The organism is Kluyvera sichuanensis, from assembly GCF_040930405.1.
Lineage (GTDB): Bacteria > Pseudomonadota > Gammaproteobacteria > Enterobacterales > Enterobacteriaceae > Kluyvera > Kluyvera sichuanensis.
Genome location: NZ_CP162271.1, coordinates 3,635,622 through 3,650,278, shown reverse-complemented (window position 1 = coordinate 3,650,278; position 14,657 = coordinate 3,635,622). Strand labels below are relative to the sequence as shown.

Below are 14,657 nucleotides of genomic sequence, written 5' to 3'. Positions count from 1 at the left end.
TATTTACCCTGCGTTTGCGGTAATAAGCTTTTCACCATGCCATATTCCTACGTGGGTCCTTTTACTACTAAGATCGGTATGCTTAATTTTTACGCTGACGTTCGGCATCAAATAATAGCGTTCACGACAACCTTTTCCCTGATCCTGTGATTTATCACGGCACGGGCCATAGGAGATGACGCGGAACGAGGCATTGCCGGTATTGGTGACCGTGTCGCCCTCGCGTTTAAAATCAAAATGCTCTTCACGTGGAGCTACGACCAGAATAGTACCTATAATTGCCGAGGTTGTGGCCTGACCGAGTTTGCTTTTTTTGGTTGATTCATATTCTGCAATCGGTTCATCGGACCATGAAAGACGGTAGTAGCGCTCTTTATCGTCAGACGGGCCATCGTAGATAAAACGGAAGTACTCTTTTGATTGCCCCGGCAGGATTAAATTTGCAGGCGTTGAAAGCAGTTCTGATTTGCTTTCCATTGGAATAATAACTCCGCCCTCCATTGGCGACGATAGACGTTCAATACGCACGTTCACAAAGCGCGCGCTATCGGTGTTATTAAATATTTCTTTTGCCAGATGCGTTTCGTCTGGCGACATAATTGATGTGACATCACCGACGCCAATCGCCACCGCAGGGAACGATGTGAGTAGTGGAAATAAGAAGGCAAACAAACGTTTTGTTTTCATTAAAGTATCCTTACTTAAATAAGGAGGTCATCCATGCGACCTCCTTGCCTTTCGTTACCGGTTCATCGTAAGCAGGGGGATTATGCCGTTACCCACGTAGCGTTGAACTGGACTTTTACATCACCGCTCCAGTAGCCGTCTGCCAGATCTTCAAACTGAGCATCGGTGGAACCATCGCTGGTTGCAGAGTCAATCGTGAAGGTAAAGGTCCCCTGGGTGGAGGTACGGTCTGAACCCGCATAGGCTGAACTGACGGACAATGCATCCAGGCCTGAAGAGACATTGTTTGCGGTGTCAACCAGGGTCACCGGCGTCGCGTTGCTCAGCGCCTGGCCATTCCACTGAACGCCAACCGCCAGAGTGGAGGTGTCAGTGGCGCGGGAGAGGGTATTGGTGACAATCTGAGAAGTCAGTTTGAAATCCGTTGCCCCTGACTGCCCTTTAATCGTGATGTCGAAAGCGCCATTCTGTGAGTTGAACGCTTTGATACCTTCAGCATACTGGAAGCTCAGAGATTTCAGCGGGGTAACAACCAGCGCGCTGGTGGTGTCTTTAGTTGCTGACGCATCCCAGGTCGCTGTTGAGGACGCAGTAACATCATCAGCGGCCATGGCGCTTGAGCAGAATAATGCCGCAGCAACGCAGCTAACCAGAGTGAGTTTTTTCATATCTAATCCTTTTAGATAAAATTGTTTCTTCATTTTGTTGAAGTAACCAAGTTACTTCCCTGCATATACTCCTCTGGTTTTTCCATAAAAATCACCAGAGTAATATTATTTAGTTAGGCATCATAGAAACGAATGCTTATTTCAATAAAGCCGTAAAGAAACCCTATTATTCAAACGTTTTATCATTCGTTTGTTGGGTATTTAACTCATTGTACGTAGTGGTATTAAGAAAAAGATTAAGCAAAATATACGTCGTGCTTATAGATACCATTTTGTAAAACGGTCTAGTTATTTTTGATTCGGAAATAAGATTAAATACCTGAGTGGTTATTGTATAGCTGTTTTTAATTTTTTTAATGACAAAATTGATAGGTGAATGCTATTGAAATACGGCTGATATGATGGTTTGTGTATGATTTGTCTTTTGGTATAGAAAATAAATATACGTCAAATTTATTTCGCGTGTATTTTAATTAACTGCGTGAATTCAATGGGTGGGGTGATTGTATTATTTTTATTTATTAGTTTTGGTGTTTTGCCAAAATATTATTACTCTGAATTATTAACGCCCGTTAGGGTTCTTAACGGGCGTTACTCGGATGCGTTACACCATCGTTTGCTGATGGCGGGCAAAGCGTGACGCGAGCGGCAGCCAGCAGAGGAAAATCAGCAGCCCCATCAGCGTCATCAGTAGCCCGATGCTGCCCTGTCCGGTTTGCGGCATCATTGCCGACAGCCAGGCAAGTACGCCTGAACCAATGTTCTGCAGGCCGCCAACCAGCGCCCCGGCGGTACCGGCAAGAAACGGGAAGGGCTCCATCGCACCGCTGGTCGCCAGTGGGAACAGCATCCCCGCGCCGAAGAAGAACAGCGCCGCAGGCACCAGCAGCGTCCAGATATTCATGACGCCGAACAGGCCGGGGATCCACATCATCACGCCCGCTGCCAGACAGCACACCACCGACTGCCACATCAGCGTCGGGAAGCGTTTTTTCGGCCGCCCGGCAAACCAGGCGCCAAAGAACGCCGCCGGAATTGGCAGAATAAACAGGATACTGACCATCAGGCTGCTTAAGCCCAGCACGCCGCCCATCAGCACGCCGGAGCTGGCTTCAAATACCGCGATACCCGCCAGGCCGCCAATCAGCATCAGCAGATAGCAGTTAAAGCCGCTGTTACCGAACAGCGTTTTGTAGTTGCTGATAAGCCGGGTTTTCGGTGCGCCGGTTGGGCGCGTTTCCGGCATCCAGCGTGCCATGCTGAAGGTGACGCCGGCGCAGAGTACCAGCAGGAAACCGTAGCAGGCGCGCCAGTTGATCAGCGTCTCCAGCACGCCGCCAATCAGCGGCGCCAGCAGCGGGCTGACCAGAATCCCCATGTTTAACAGACTGTTGGCATGACGAAGCTGGCTGCCCTCATACAGGTCACGCGGTAGCGTACGCGCCATCACGCCGCCCACGCCGGTGCCCATCCCCTGCATGGCGCTAGCAACAATCAGCACCGTCAGGCTGTGAGTGGTGATGGCAACCAGCGTCGCCAGCATAAAAATCGACATCCCGACCAGGATCACCGGACGGCGCCCTACGCGGTCTGAGAGCGGGCCGTAGAACAGCTGCGAAACGCCATAGGTCAGCAGATAGGCCGCCATGACGCTCTGCACCGCCCCTTCGCGGACGTTGAGGTCGTTCGCCATCTGCGCAATTGCAGGAATATAAATGGTTTGCGCCATCTGACCGACGGCGACGAGCAACACCAGCATCACCAGGATATTGACGTTTCTATCTCTTTTCATTTCGCTGATAACTTTATAAAAATTGAGTTTATAAGAATAAATGTCCAGGAATTGCGCTAAAAGCGAGAGGAATCTACCACAATGAGGTGACGATTTAATCACATGCCATGTAAATGAAATGTGTGATGCAGGCAGGATTTATACACGTAAACGGCAACAATAGTTGCCAGTTTAGTCAGGAGAGGCGCAGCAGTATGGCACCCGCAGCGATGCCGCCAGCGGCCACCAGCCGCAGTCCGGCTACCCGCTCTTTGAGCAGCAGCCAGGCAATCAGCGCGCCGAACAGAATCGAGCTTTCACGCAGCGCGGCCACTACCGCCAGCGGTGCCTGGGTCATCGCCCATAGCGCCAGACCGTAGGACCCCATCGTCCCCATGCCGCCGAGCACGCCTTTTTTCCAATGCTGAATCAGATAGCGCGACGCTTCGCGGCGGCGGGCGATCATCGCCCAGCACAGCAGGCTGGAGCCGTTAAGGAAAAACGACCACAGCGTATAGCCCAGCGCCGTTTCCGACAGGCGCACGCCGGTACCGTCGATCAGGGTGTAACCGGCAATCACCACGGCGTTCATCAGCGCCAGCACCACGCCACGCTGCGAGCTGGAACGGCTGTTAAATGCCATCGCCAGGATCGCCGTACAGATGACCGCAATGCCACCCCAGGCCAGCGTTGAAAGATGATCGCCCAGAAACAGCACGCTGATGATGGCGACCAGCAGCGGCGCGGTACCGCGCATCAGCGGGTAGGTCTGGCTCATATCGGAAATCTGATAGGTCTTCGCCACCAGTACGGTGTAAATCACCTGCAAGACGGTGGAGGCGACCATAAATGGCACGCTGGCCGCCGAGGGGGCCGGGGCAAAGGGCAAAAGCAGTAGTGCGATGAGCGCGGCGGAGCCGGTGACGCCGATAGCCGAATAGAGTTTGTCGTTTCCCGCCTTAACGATGGCGTTCCAACTGGCGTGTAAAAGTGCGGCAAACAGCAAAATACAGAAAACAGAAAGCGTCATGATAATGCGTTGCTCAGGGAGATTTCACCAAAATTTAACACAGCCGACGGGCGGTGACCAAGGCCAGAAATAGGGGAAAGATGGGACAGCCTGGATAATTTCCCTGACCGCAATAATGTGATCTTTGCTGTATTTTTGCGCAGATGAAAATATTTCCATTGTCAGCAGAAAAAAGCTGTGTTTGTATAAATTCACTAAACGAATTGAGAGAAGACCCTTAATGACCCCATCAATGCTGACTTCGACCCTACTAAAAACCGCGCTACCAGCCGCGGTGGTCGTCGTGCGTGTGGTGGTGGTCGTCGGCAATGCGCCGTAGGGTCAGGAACACACACGATTCCAAACCCCGCCGGCGCAAACCGGGCGGGGTTTTTAGTTTCTAGCCCCCTCCGGATAGTCGGCCTAGTTGAAAGGACTGGAGCATGGCAATTTCGGGCACAACATCACAGACCACGCGTTTTACCGGCGCGCAATTAATCGTTCATTTACTGGAACGTCAGGGTATCACCATGGTGACCGGCATCCCCGGCGGCACGGTGCTTCCGCTGTACGACGCCTTAAGCCAGAGCACGCAGATCCGCCATATTCTGGCGCGACACGAGCAGGGCGCGGGCTTTATCGCCCAGGGCATGGCGCGTACTCACGGCAAACCGGCGGTGTGCATGGCCTGTAGCGGGCCGGGCGCGACCAACCTGGTGACCGCCATTGCCGATGCGCGCCTCGACTCTATTCCGCTGGTGTGTATCACCGGCCAGGTGGCCTCCTCGTTAATCGGCACCGACGCGTTCCAGGAAGTCGACACCTACGGTATCTCTATCCCCATCACTAAGCACAACTATTTAGTCCGTAACATCAATGAATTACCGCAGGTTATTGCTGATGCTTTCCGGATTGCCCAGTCTGGCCGCCCAGGCCCGGTGTGGATAGACATTCCTAAGGACGTTCAGACTGCGGAAATCGACATCAGTGAGCTGCCGGAACCCGGCGACCGCGCGGCAACGCCAGAATTCAGCGCTGAGAGCGTGAGCGAAGCGGCGGCGATGATCAATGCGGCGCAGCGCCCGGTGCTCTATCTGGGCGGCGGCGTTATTAACGCCCCGGAGCGCGTGCGCGAGCTGGCGGAAAAAGCCAACCTGCCGACTACCATGACCCTGATGGCGCTGGGCATGCTGCCAAAAGCGCACCCGCTGTCGTTAGGTATGCTGGGTATGCACGGCGCGCGCAGCACCAACTTCATTCTGCAACAGTCTGATTTACTGGTAGTTTTAGGTGCGCGTTTTGATGACCGGGCGACCGGTAAAGTGGCGGAGTTCTGCCCGAACGCGAAGATTATCCACGTCGATATCGACCGCGCCGAGCTGGGTAAAATCAAACAGGCTCACGTGGCGATTCAGGCGGATGTGGACGACGTGCTGGCCCAGCTGCTGCCGCAAATTGACGCGCAGCCGCGCGATGCGTGGCGCGGTAAAGTGGCCGAACTGCAACAAGAGTTCCCGGGCGCCATTCCTGAAGCGGGCGACCCGCTCAGCCATTACGGCCTGATCAACGCCGTTGCCGCCTGCGTGGACGACAGCGCGATTATCACCACCGACGTTGGCCAACACCAGATGTGGACGGCGCAGGCTTATCCGCTGAACCGCCCTCGCCAGTGGCTGACCTCCGGCGGCCTCGGTACCATGGGCTTTGGCCTGCCTGCCGCTATCGGTGCGGCGCTGGCGAACCCGGACAAAAAAGTGCTGTGCTTCTCCGGCGACGGCAGCCTGATGATGAATATTCAGGAGATGGCCACCGTGGCGGAAAATCAGCTGGATGTGAAAATCATCCTGATGAACAACGAAGCGCTGGGGCTGGTGCATCAGCAGCAAAGCCTGTTCTACAAACAGGGTGTATTTGCCGCCACCTACCCAGGCATGATTAACTTCATGCAGATTGCCGCCGGTTTCGGTCTGGAAACCTGCGACTTGAACAATGAAGCTGACCCGCAGGCGGCGCTGCAGGCGATTATCAATCGTCCGGGCCCAGCGCTGATTCACGTGCGCATCGACGCCGAAGAAAAAGTGTATCCGATGGTGCCGCCGGGTGCGGCAAATACCGAAATGGTGGGGGAATAAGCCATGCAACAACAGACTCATGACAACGTTATTCTGGAACTCACCGTGCGCAACCATCCGGGCGTAATGACTCACGTCTGCGGGCTCTTTGCCCGCCGCGCCTTCAACGTGGAAGGCATTCTCTGTCTACCTATCCATGACAGCGATAAGAGCCGCATCTGGCTATTGGTCAACGACGATCAGCGACTCGAGCAGATGATTAGCCAGATAGACAAGCTGGAAGACGTGGTGAAAGTGACCCGCAACCAGTCTGACCCATCGATGTTCAACAAGATAACCGTCTTCTTCGAGTAATCCGCTCAAGACTTGAACAGCCGCGCGCTTATCGTTAAGGTAGGCGCGTTTTTTTTACCCGCCAGGATGGAATCTATGATCACCGTTGCCCTTATCGACGACCACACTATCGTCCGCTCCGGCTTTGCCCAATTGCTCGGTCTTGAGCCTGATTTGCAGGTGGTCGGCGAGTTTGGTTCCGGGCGCGAGGCGCTGGTGGGGCTACCGGGGCGCGGCGTGCAGGTCTGTATCTGCGATATCTCGATGCCGGATATCTCCGGCCTTGAGCTGCTCAGCCAGCTGCCAAAAGGCATGGCCATTATCATGCTCTCCGTTCACGACAGCCCGGCGCTGGTCGAACAGGCGCTGAACGCGGGCGCGCGCGGGTTTCTCTCCAAACGCTGTAGCCCAGACGAACTGATTGCCGCGGTGCACACCGTGGCGACCGGTGGCTGCTACTTAACGCCGGATATCGCCGTCAAGCTGGCGGCAGGCCGTCAGGATCCGCTGACCAAGCGCGAACGTCAGGTGGCGGAAAAATTGGCGCAGGGAATGGCGGTAAAAGAGATTGCCGCCGAGCTGGGGCTGTCGCCGAAAACGGTGCACGTTCATCGCGCTAACCTGATGGAAAAGCTGGGCGTCAGCAACGACGTCGAGCTGGCGCGTCGCATGTTTGACGGCTGGTGATGAATACCCTCTTTTCGCGGTGCATTACCGTTGTCGCCTGTTTCTTTATCTTCTCCGCCGCGTGGTTTTGCCTGTGGAGCATCAGCCTGCACCTTGTGGAGCGCCCGGCGCTGGCGGTGCTGCTGTTCCCGTTCGGTCTGCGCCTGGGGCTAATGCTGCAATGCCCGCGCGGCTACTGGCCGGTGCTGGTGGGCGCAGAGTGGCTGCTGATTTACTGGCTGGCGCAGGAAGTGGCGCTGGATCACGCGTTATTATTGATGACCGGAAGCGCGTTGACGCTGCTGCCGGTGGCGCTGATCTCCCGCTATCGCCATCAGCGCGACTGGCGTACGCTGCTGCTTCAGGGCGCGGCGCTGACGGCGGCGGCACTGCTGCAATCTTTGCCCTGGCTGTGGCAAGGGGAAGCGGCGCTGAACGCTTTACTGCTGACCTTAACCGGCGGGCTGACGCTGGCCCCTATCTGCCTCGTATTCTGGCACTACCTTACCAGCACCACCTGGCTGCCGCTCGGCCCGGCGCTGGTGTCGCAGCCGGTGAACTGGCGCGGGCGGCATTTGGTCTGGTATCTGCTGCTGTTTACCGTCAGCCTGTGGCTGCAGCTCGGTTTACCCGCAGAACTCTCGCGCTTTACCCCATTCTGCCTCGCGTTACCGATCATCGCGCTGGCCTGGCACTACGGCTGGCAGGGCGCATTGATTGCGACCCTGATGAACGCCATCGCCCTGATTGCCAGCCAGACCTGGCACGATCACCCCGTTGATTTACTGCTCTCGCTGCTGGCGCAAAGCCTGACCGGGCTGCTGCTCGGCGCGGGCATTCAACGGTTACGTGAGCTGAACCAGTCGCTGCAAAACGAACTGGCGCGCAACCACCGGCTGGCGGAACGCCTGCTGGAAACCGAAGAGAGCGTGCGCCGCGACGTGGCGCGTGAGCTGCATGACGATATTGGCCAGACCATCACCGCCATTCGTACTCAGGCGGGCATTGTGCAGCGTCTGGCTCCGGAGAACGCGGGCGTGAAGCAGAGCGGGGCGCATATCGAACAGCTTTCACTGGGCGTTTACGATGCCGTACGCCGCCTGCTGGGGCGGCTGCGCCCACGTCAGCTCGACGACCTCACGCTGGAACAGGCCATCCGCTCGCTGATGCGCGAAATGGAGCTGGAAAGCCGCGGTATCGTCAGCCACCTCGACTGGCGAATTGATGAATCAACGCTGAGTGAAAGCCAGCGGGTGACGCTGTTCCGCGTCTGCCAGGAAGGGCTCAACAACATTGTGAAGCACGCCAACGCTAGCGCAGTCACACTACAGGGCTGGCAGCAAGATGAGCGGCTGATGCTGGTGATAGAAGACGATGGCAGCGGCCTGCCGCCGGGTTCGAATCAACAGGGCTTTGGCCTCACCGGCATGCGCGAACGCGTGACGGCGCTCGGCGGCTCGCTCACTATCTCCTGCATGCACGGCACGCGGGTCAGCGTCTCTTTGCCTCTGCGCTACGTGTAAGGAACGGCGATGTTTCAATTTCTCAAGGCTCCGGCTAACGCACCGCGCATCACCGATAAGCAGGAAGTGGATGCGCAATATCGCTACTGGCGGCGGCATATTCTGCTGACCATCTGGCTTGGCTACGCGCTGTTTTACTTCACCCGCAAAAGCTTCAACGCCGCGGTGCCGGAGATTCTCACCACCGGCGTACTGACCCGTAGCGATATTGGCCTGCTGGCGACGCTGTTTTACATCACCTACGGGCTATCGAAGTTTATCTCCGGTATCGTCAGCGACCGCTCCAACGCCCGCTATTTTATGGGCATCGGGCTGATTGCCACCGGAGTGGTCAACATTCTGTTCGGTTTCTCCACTTCGCTGTGGGCCTTTGCTCTGCTGTGGGCGCTGAACGCCTTCTTCCAGGGCTGGGGCGCGCCGGTCTGCGCCCGCTTGCTCACCGCCTGGTACTCGCGCAACGAGCGCGGCGGCTGGTGGGCTATCTGGAATACCGCGCATAACGTCGGTGGCGCGCTGATCCCTATCGTTATGGGGGCGGCGGCGCTGCACTACGGCTGGCGTGCGGGGATGACCATCGCGGGAACCATGGCGATTGTGGTCGGTCTGTTTCTCTGCTGGCGGCTGCGTGATAGACCGCAGGCGATTGGCCTGCCGCCGATTGGCGACTGGCGGCACGACGAGCTGGAGATTGCTCAGCAGCAGGAAGGGGCGGGGCTGACGCGCAAAGAGATCTTCACCCGCTACGTGCTGCTCAACCCCTACATCTGGCTGCTGTCGTTGTGCTATGTGCTGGTGTATGTGGTGCGCGCGGCGATCAACGACTGGGGCAATCTGTATATGTCCGAAACGCTGGGCGTCGATCTGGTGACGGCGAATACGGCGGTCACCATGTTTGAACTGGGCGGGTTTATCGGCGCGCTGGTGGCGGGCTGGGGCTCGGACAAACTGTTTAACGGCAACCGTGGGCCGATGAACCTGATTTTTGCCGCCGGAATTTTACTCTCGGTGGGCTCGCTGTGGCTGATGCCGTTCGCCAGCTACGTGATGCAGGCAGCGTGCTTCTTCACCACCGGGTTCTTCGTCTTCGGCCCGCAGATGCTCATCGGCATGGCGGCGGCGGAGTGCTCGCACAAAGAGGCAGCGGGCGCGGCCACCGGCTTTGTCGGGCTGTTTGCCTACCTCGGCGCGTCGCTCTCCGGCTGGCCGCTGGCGAAGGTGATGGAAGTGTGGCACTGGACGGGGTTCTTCGTGGTGATTGCCATCGCGGCGGGCATCTCCGCGCTGCTGCTGCTGCCGTTCTTAAACGCCCAGGCGCCGCGAGAAGCGTGACCCGCTTCACCTTTCTAAGACGAATGACCTAAAACTAAGAAATTTTCCCGGTTTCACCTGGACGCTGTCTCAGGCGTGCTTCCCGGCTGATTTTTACAATGTCTGCCATTCGCAGGTACCAAAAATTAGCTCGGGAGTGTCCTATGCTGGCCTTTCTAAACCAGGTGCGCAAGCCGACCCTGGATCTGCCGCTCGACGTGCGGCGCAAAATGTGGTTCAAACCGTTCATGCAGTCCTACCTGGTGGTCTTTATCGGCTACCTGACGATGTATCTGATTCGTAAGAACTTTAACATCGCCCAGAACGACATGATCTCCACCTACGGGCTGAGCATGACCCAGCTCGGGATGATTGGCCTCGGCTTCTCGATCACCTACGGCGTGGGTAAAACGCTGGTCTCCTACTACGCCGACGGCAAGAACACCAAGCAGTTCCTGCCGCTGATGCTGATCCTCTCCGCCATCTGTATGCTCGGCTTCAGCGCCAGCATGGGGCCGGGCTCAACCAGCCTGTTCCTGATGATCGCGTTCTACGGCCTGAGCGGCTTCTTCCAGAGTACCGGCGGCTCGTGCAGCTATTCGACCATCACCAAGTGGACGCCTCGCCGCAAGCGCGGTTCCTACCTCGGCATGTGGAATATCTCCCACAACCTCGGTGGTGCGGGTGCGGCAGGCGTAGCGCTGTTTGGGGCTAACGTCCTGTTCGACGGTCACGTCATCGGCATGTTTATCTTCCCGTCGATCATCGCGCTGATTGTGGGCTTTATCGGCCTGCGTTTTGGTAGCGACTCCCCGGAATCTTACGGTCTCGGCAAAGCGGAAGAGCTGTTCGGCGAAGAGATCAGCGAAGAGGACAAAGAGACCGAAGATAACGACATGACCAAGTGGCAGATCTTTGTGGAGTACGTGCTGAAAAACAAAGTGATCTGGCTGCTGTGCTTCTCCAACATCTTCCTGTACGTGGTGCGTATCGGTATCGACCAGTGGTCTACGGTCTACGCCTTCCAGGAGCTGAAGCTCTCTAAAGAAGTGGCGATTCAGGGCTTTACCCTGTTTGAAGTCGGCGCGCTGGTGGGCACCCTGCTGTGGGGCTGGCTCTCTGACCTCGCCAACGGCCGTCGTGCGCTGGTGGCGTGCGTGGCGCTGGCCTTAATCATCGCGACGCTGGGCGTTTATCAGCATGCCAGCAACCAGTACGTCTATCTGGCCTCGCTGTTTGCCCTCGGCTTCCTGGTCTTTGGCCCGCAGCTGTTGATTGGCGTGGCCGCGGTGGGCTTCGTACCGAAAAAAGCGATCGGCGCCGCCGATGGTATCAAAGGCACCTTCGCCTACCTGATTGGCGACAGCTTCGCCAAGCTGGGTCTGGGGATGATTGCCGACGGCACGCCGGTCTTTGGCCTCACCGGCTGGGCTGGCACCTTCGCCGCGCTGGATACCGCCGCGATCGGCTGTATCTGCCTGATGGCCATCGTGGCCGTGTTTGAAGAACGTAAAATTCGCCGTGAGAAAAAGATTCAGCAGTTAAAAATGGCGTAAGTGTGTTTGGTAACTTCTTTGCCCGGTTCTGCACCGGGCTTTTTTATGCCTGCTGGCTGGTCTCATGCAGCAGTTCGCGCAGCCACTGCTGCGCCGGGTCGCGATGATTACGCTCATGCCAGGCCATGCTTTTGGTAAAACCGTGAACCGCCACCGGCGGCTCCTGCACGCAGATTGACGCGCGTGCGCGGGCAAGGCGGCTCGGCACCACGGCAATCATGTCGCTGACGACCAGCACTTCCGGCAGCACCAGGAAGCTGCTCACCGACAGCCCGACCCGGCGTTTGCGGCCCACTTTTGCCAGCGCGTCATCGGTCACGCCCCAGAAACTTTCGCCCTCGTAAGAGACCAGAATATGCTCCAGCGCGCAGAAGCGGTCGAGGCTCAGCGGCACTTGGGCATCGGGGTGGTCGGCGCGCAGCATGCAGACGTAGCGCTCCTCATACAGCGTGCGGCTGTGCAGATCGCCCGGCGTGGTGCTGGGGGTCAGCAGCGCGAGGTCGATTTTCCCCTGCTCAAACTGCGCGGTCAGCCGCTCTGGTTCGACGGGGATCACCCGGACGCGAATCATCGGCGCGCGCACTTTCAGGGCGGCGATAAACGGCACCACCACGGCTTTGAGCGCATAGTCGGTGGCGGCGAGGGTGAAGGTGAAGTCGGCGGTGAGCGGGTCGAACTGCGCGGGCTGTAGCAGGGTGTTGATATCGTTCAGGATCTGTTTGACTACCGGCGCCAGCTGTTGGGCGCGCAGCGTCGGTACCATGCCGTGCGGGGCGCGGATAAACAGCGGATCGCCAAAATTATCCCGTAGCCGGGTCAACATTCCGCTGACGGCGGGCTGGGTCAGCGACAGCCGCGCGGCCGCTCTCGTCACGCTGCGTTCATCGAGCAGCGCATCCAGCGTTTTCAGCAGGTTGAGGTCGAGGGTTCTGAGATCCGGTTTCATCGGCGGCTTCCTTCAGGGAGGTAACGCACATTATGGCATGTTCGATTATCGACAGGGCGCAAAATCCCATTATCATGTCGGGGTTTAGCTAAGGTGAGAGCGTGCATGATCTGGTTGATTCTGGCCACTCTGGTGGTGGTGTTTGTTGTAGGATTTCGGATCCTGACCTCAAGTTCCCGACGGGCGATTCGCCGTCTTAGTGAACGGCTCGGTATTACGCCAGAGCCGGTAGAGTCGATGGTCGACCAGCTAGGGAAAGCGCAGGGCGAAGCGTATTTACATTATCTGGAGCGGCCGAACGAAGCGCATTTGCAGAATGCGGCGCAGATGCTGCTGATCTGGCAGGTGTGCATTGTCGACGGCAGTGAAGTGAATATGCTGAGCTGGCACCGACGGCTGCAAAAAGCCCGTCTGGCGGCGCCGATTACCGACGCCCAGATTCGTCTGGCGTTGAGCTTCCTGCGCGAGCTGGAACCTGAAATCAGTGAGCTGAACGCTTTCCAGTACCGCTATAACGCACTGTTCCATGATGAAAACGGTGTGCACTGGCTGCATTGATATCACGTTGTGTGATGTTGCTTATCAACATTGATGATTATATTTATATCACTCCTGAGCGCATGATTGACCTCGTCAACATCATTACTCACGAGGTTCATCATGAAACAGTCAATGCAGCAAAGCGCTATCGTCTGGCCGGAAGGCTACCTGCCGGGCACCACCGACAACTTTGCCTCTAACGAAATCATCGTCAGCGGCCTGACCGCCAAACAGATTTGGGCACAGCTTGACGACACCACGCTGTGGCCAACCTACTACAGCAACGTAGCGGATATTCATTTCCACGATGGCAGCGGCCCGATGCTCAGCGCTAACGCCCGCTTCCGCTTCTCTACCTTCGGCTTCCCGATTGAAGCGCAAATCACCGAATACGTCCCACCGGTCGACGGCGAAGCCGCGCGTGTGGCCTGGCACGGCTGGGCGGAAGGCGATGCCACCACCCGTCTGGACGTGATCCACGCCTGGCTGTTCGAAGACCTGCCCGGTAACCGTGTACGCATTCTGACTCAGGAATCGCAGATTGGCGTCCCGGCGCAGGAGCTGGCGCGCACCGTGCCGAATCCAATGATTAACGGCCATCAGGAGTGGATTACCGGGCTGGTGAAATCGGCGCGCGGGGAGTGAGTTTGCGGGTGCCGGATGGCGCTACGCTTATCCGGCCCACTCATTACATCAATACTTTCAAACCGTGTTTTTGCACAACGCTCAGCAACTTCAGTGACATCCCACTTGGGCGCTTGGCGCCGGTTTCCCACTTTTGCACGGTGGACACGCTGGTATTCAGGTAACGGGCAAAGACGGGTTGGCTGACGTTAAGTTCTTCCCGCAATGCTTTGATTTCAAGCGGCTGCAGATCTTTGACGCTGCTTAAGCAGGCCGCATCAAAGCTGCGCATGGTTTCTTGAGGGATGGCATCCACGCTAAATAACCCAGAAGCCGCGCTATGAATGGCTTCGAAGGCAGGGCTTTTGAATTTAGTTTTTGCTGTCATGGAGTACCTCGACCAGTTCTTTGCTGTTAATTAATGCGGTGATTTGAGGAGCGGTGAGGCAAGCGTAGTGTTTTGCCAGCTCACGAAACCCCGCCAATTCTCGATAGCTGATATTTTCCATATCTTGCTTGGCGTACAGGAATGTGTAAAACCAGTGTTCTCCGCCTTTCGCCAGAACGATTGCACGATCCCGGTTCTGATTGAGACGTTTTTTATAAACTCCGCCGCCGAGATTATCCGCTTTTCCCTGGAGCACGGCTTGAATCGCTTCGCTTAACTCATCGTCTTTTATCGCGTGGGATTTCGCTTCCCTGTTGAACCACTTGGTTTTGAAGATTCGCATCGGTTTGACGTCCTGTCATTAAAAGTATAGCACTTAGTGCAATGCTATGTGTGAATCGTTATTTTTGCACGCGGGAACAAAGCGATATTTCTCAATGCTCGAGTCGCTTCGCAAAATGTCATGCAACGATGTTGTCGCTGGGAAGGGAAAATTTTGCTTATATAGCCAATAAGCTATAATGGAGTGTAGATGAAAGAAATGCTCAAGCTTGCTGATGCTGAGT

At 56.6% G+C, this 14,657-nt stretch carries 16 protein-coding genes; 9 read left to right on the top strand and 7 right to left on the bottom strand.

Annotated features, from left to right (window positions below; all coding sequences use genetic code 11):
• Positions 1-3: 3 nt before the first annotated feature.
• The 4 genes from AB2B48_RS17575 to AB2B48_RS17560 form a co-directional block, all read right to left on the bottom strand.
• On the bottom strand, positions 4-687 hold the full coding sequence (locus tag AB2B48_RS17575; protein WP_368299730.1) for a hypothetical protein: 684 nt from the start codon (positions 685-687) through the stop codon (positions 4-6).
• A gap of 80 nt (positions 688-767) precedes the next feature.
• Positions 768-1,355, bottom strand: coding sequence for a common pilus major fimbrillin subunit EcpA (locus AB2B48_RS17570; protein WP_185668129.1), 588 nt, complete (start codon positions 1,353-1,355; stop codon positions 768-770).
• Between the two features lie 604 nt (positions 1,356-1,959).
• Positions 1,960-3,147, bottom strand: coding sequence for a multidrug efflux MFS transporter EmrD (gene emrD, locus AB2B48_RS17565; RefSeq protein ID WP_185668128.1), 1,188 nt, complete (start codon positions 3,145-3,147; stop codon positions 1,960-1,962).
• 175 nt (positions 3,148-3,322) lie between these two features.
• Entirely contained in the window at positions 3,323-4,156 is an 834-nt protein-coding gene (locus tag AB2B48_RS17560; RefSeq protein ID WP_185668127.1) for a DMT family transporter, read from the bottom strand.
• 220 nt (positions 4,157-4,376) lie between these two features.
• On the opposite strand from AB2B48_RS17560, the gene ivbL reads away from it, so the two are divergent.
• From ivbL to uhpT, 7 genes are all read left to right on the top strand, one after another.
• Complete coding sequence (gene ivbL / locus AB2B48_RS17555) at positions 4,377-4,475, top strand: ilvB operon leader peptide IvbL (protein WP_072011409.1); 99 nt, start codon at positions 4,377-4,379, stop codon at positions 4,473-4,475.
• Positions 4,476-4,578: 103 nt separating this feature from the next.
• Complete coding sequence (gene ilvB / locus AB2B48_RS17550) at positions 4,579-6,267, top strand: acetolactate synthase large subunit (RefSeq protein WP_368299729.1); 1,689 nt, start codon at positions 4,579-4,581, stop codon at positions 6,265-6,267.
• Positions 6,268-6,270: 3 nt separating this feature from the next.
• Complete coding sequence (gene ilvN, locus AB2B48_RS17545; protein ID WP_035895026.1) at positions 6,271-6,561, top strand: acetolactate synthase small subunit; 291 nt, start codon at positions 6,271-6,273, stop codon at positions 6,559-6,561.
• A 75-nt stretch (positions 6,562-6,636) separates the two neighbouring features.
• Positions 6,637-7,227, top strand: a complete 591-nt coding sequence (gene uhpA / locus AB2B48_RS17540; RefSeq protein WP_368299728.1) for a transcriptional regulator UhpA — start codon at positions 6,637-6,639, stop codon at positions 7,225-7,227.
• Positions 7,227-8,729, top strand: a complete 1,503-nt coding sequence (uhpB, locus tag AB2B48_RS17535; protein ID WP_368299727.1) for a signal transduction histidine-protein kinase/phosphatase UhpB — start codon at positions 7,227-7,229, stop codon at positions 8,727-8,729. Before uhpA ends, uhpB begins: the two co-directional genes overlap by 1 nt.
• 9 nt (positions 8,730-8,738) lie before the next feature.
• Entirely contained in the window at positions 8,739-10,058 is a 1,320-nt protein-coding gene (locus AB2B48_RS17530) for an MFS transporter (protein ID WP_106924829.1), read from the top strand.
• Between the two features lie 143 nt (positions 10,059-10,201).
• Entirely contained in the window at positions 10,202-11,593 is a 1,392-nt protein-coding gene (gene uhpT, locus AB2B48_RS17525; protein ID WP_185668121.1) for a hexose-6-phosphate:phosphate antiporter, read from the top strand.
• A gap of 43 nt (positions 11,594-11,636) precedes the next feature.
• Here uhpT and AB2B48_RS17520 read toward each other — a convergent pair whose 3' ends face one another.
• Positions 11,637-12,539 carry a LysR family transcriptional regulator gene (locus AB2B48_RS17520; RefSeq protein ID WP_368299726.1) on the bottom strand — a complete coding sequence of 301 codons (903 nt, stop codon included), beginning with the start codon at positions 12,537-12,539 and terminating at the stop codon, positions 11,637-11,639.
• Positions 12,540-12,644: 105 nt separating this feature from the next.
• On the opposite strand from AB2B48_RS17520, the gene AB2B48_RS17515 reads away from it, so the two are divergent.
• Together AB2B48_RS17515 and AB2B48_RS17510 are read left to right on the top strand one after the other, a co-directional pair.
• Entirely contained in the window at positions 12,645-13,097 is a 453-nt protein-coding gene (locus AB2B48_RS17515; protein WP_368299725.1) for a DUF1198 family protein, read from the top strand.
• 114 nt (positions 13,098-13,211) lie between these two features.
• Positions 13,212-13,724: an SRPBCC domain-containing protein gene (locus AB2B48_RS17510; protein ID WP_220440798.1), complete on the top strand. Its 513-nt coding sequence runs from the start codon at positions 13,212-13,214 to the stop codon at positions 13,722-13,724.
• A gap of 43 nt (positions 13,725-13,767) precedes the next feature.
• Here the strand turns inward: AB2B48_RS17510 and AB2B48_RS17505 are convergent, their stop codons facing one another.
• The gene (locus AB2B48_RS17505) at positions 13,768-14,091 is read right to left on the bottom strand and encodes a helix-turn-helix domain-containing protein (RefSeq protein ID WP_368299724.1); all 324 of its coding nucleotides are present in this window, start codon (positions 14,089-14,091) and stop codon (positions 13,768-13,770) included.
• Positions 14,075-14,434 (bottom strand): type II toxin-antitoxin system RelE/ParE family toxin, encoded by a 360-nt coding sequence (locus AB2B48_RS17500; protein ID WP_368299723.1) that lies wholly within the window; start codon positions 14,432-14,434, stop codon positions 14,075-14,077. Before AB2B48_RS17500 ends, AB2B48_RS17505 begins: the two co-directional genes overlap by 17 nt.
• Between the last annotated feature and the right edge of the window lie 223 nt (positions 14,435-14,657).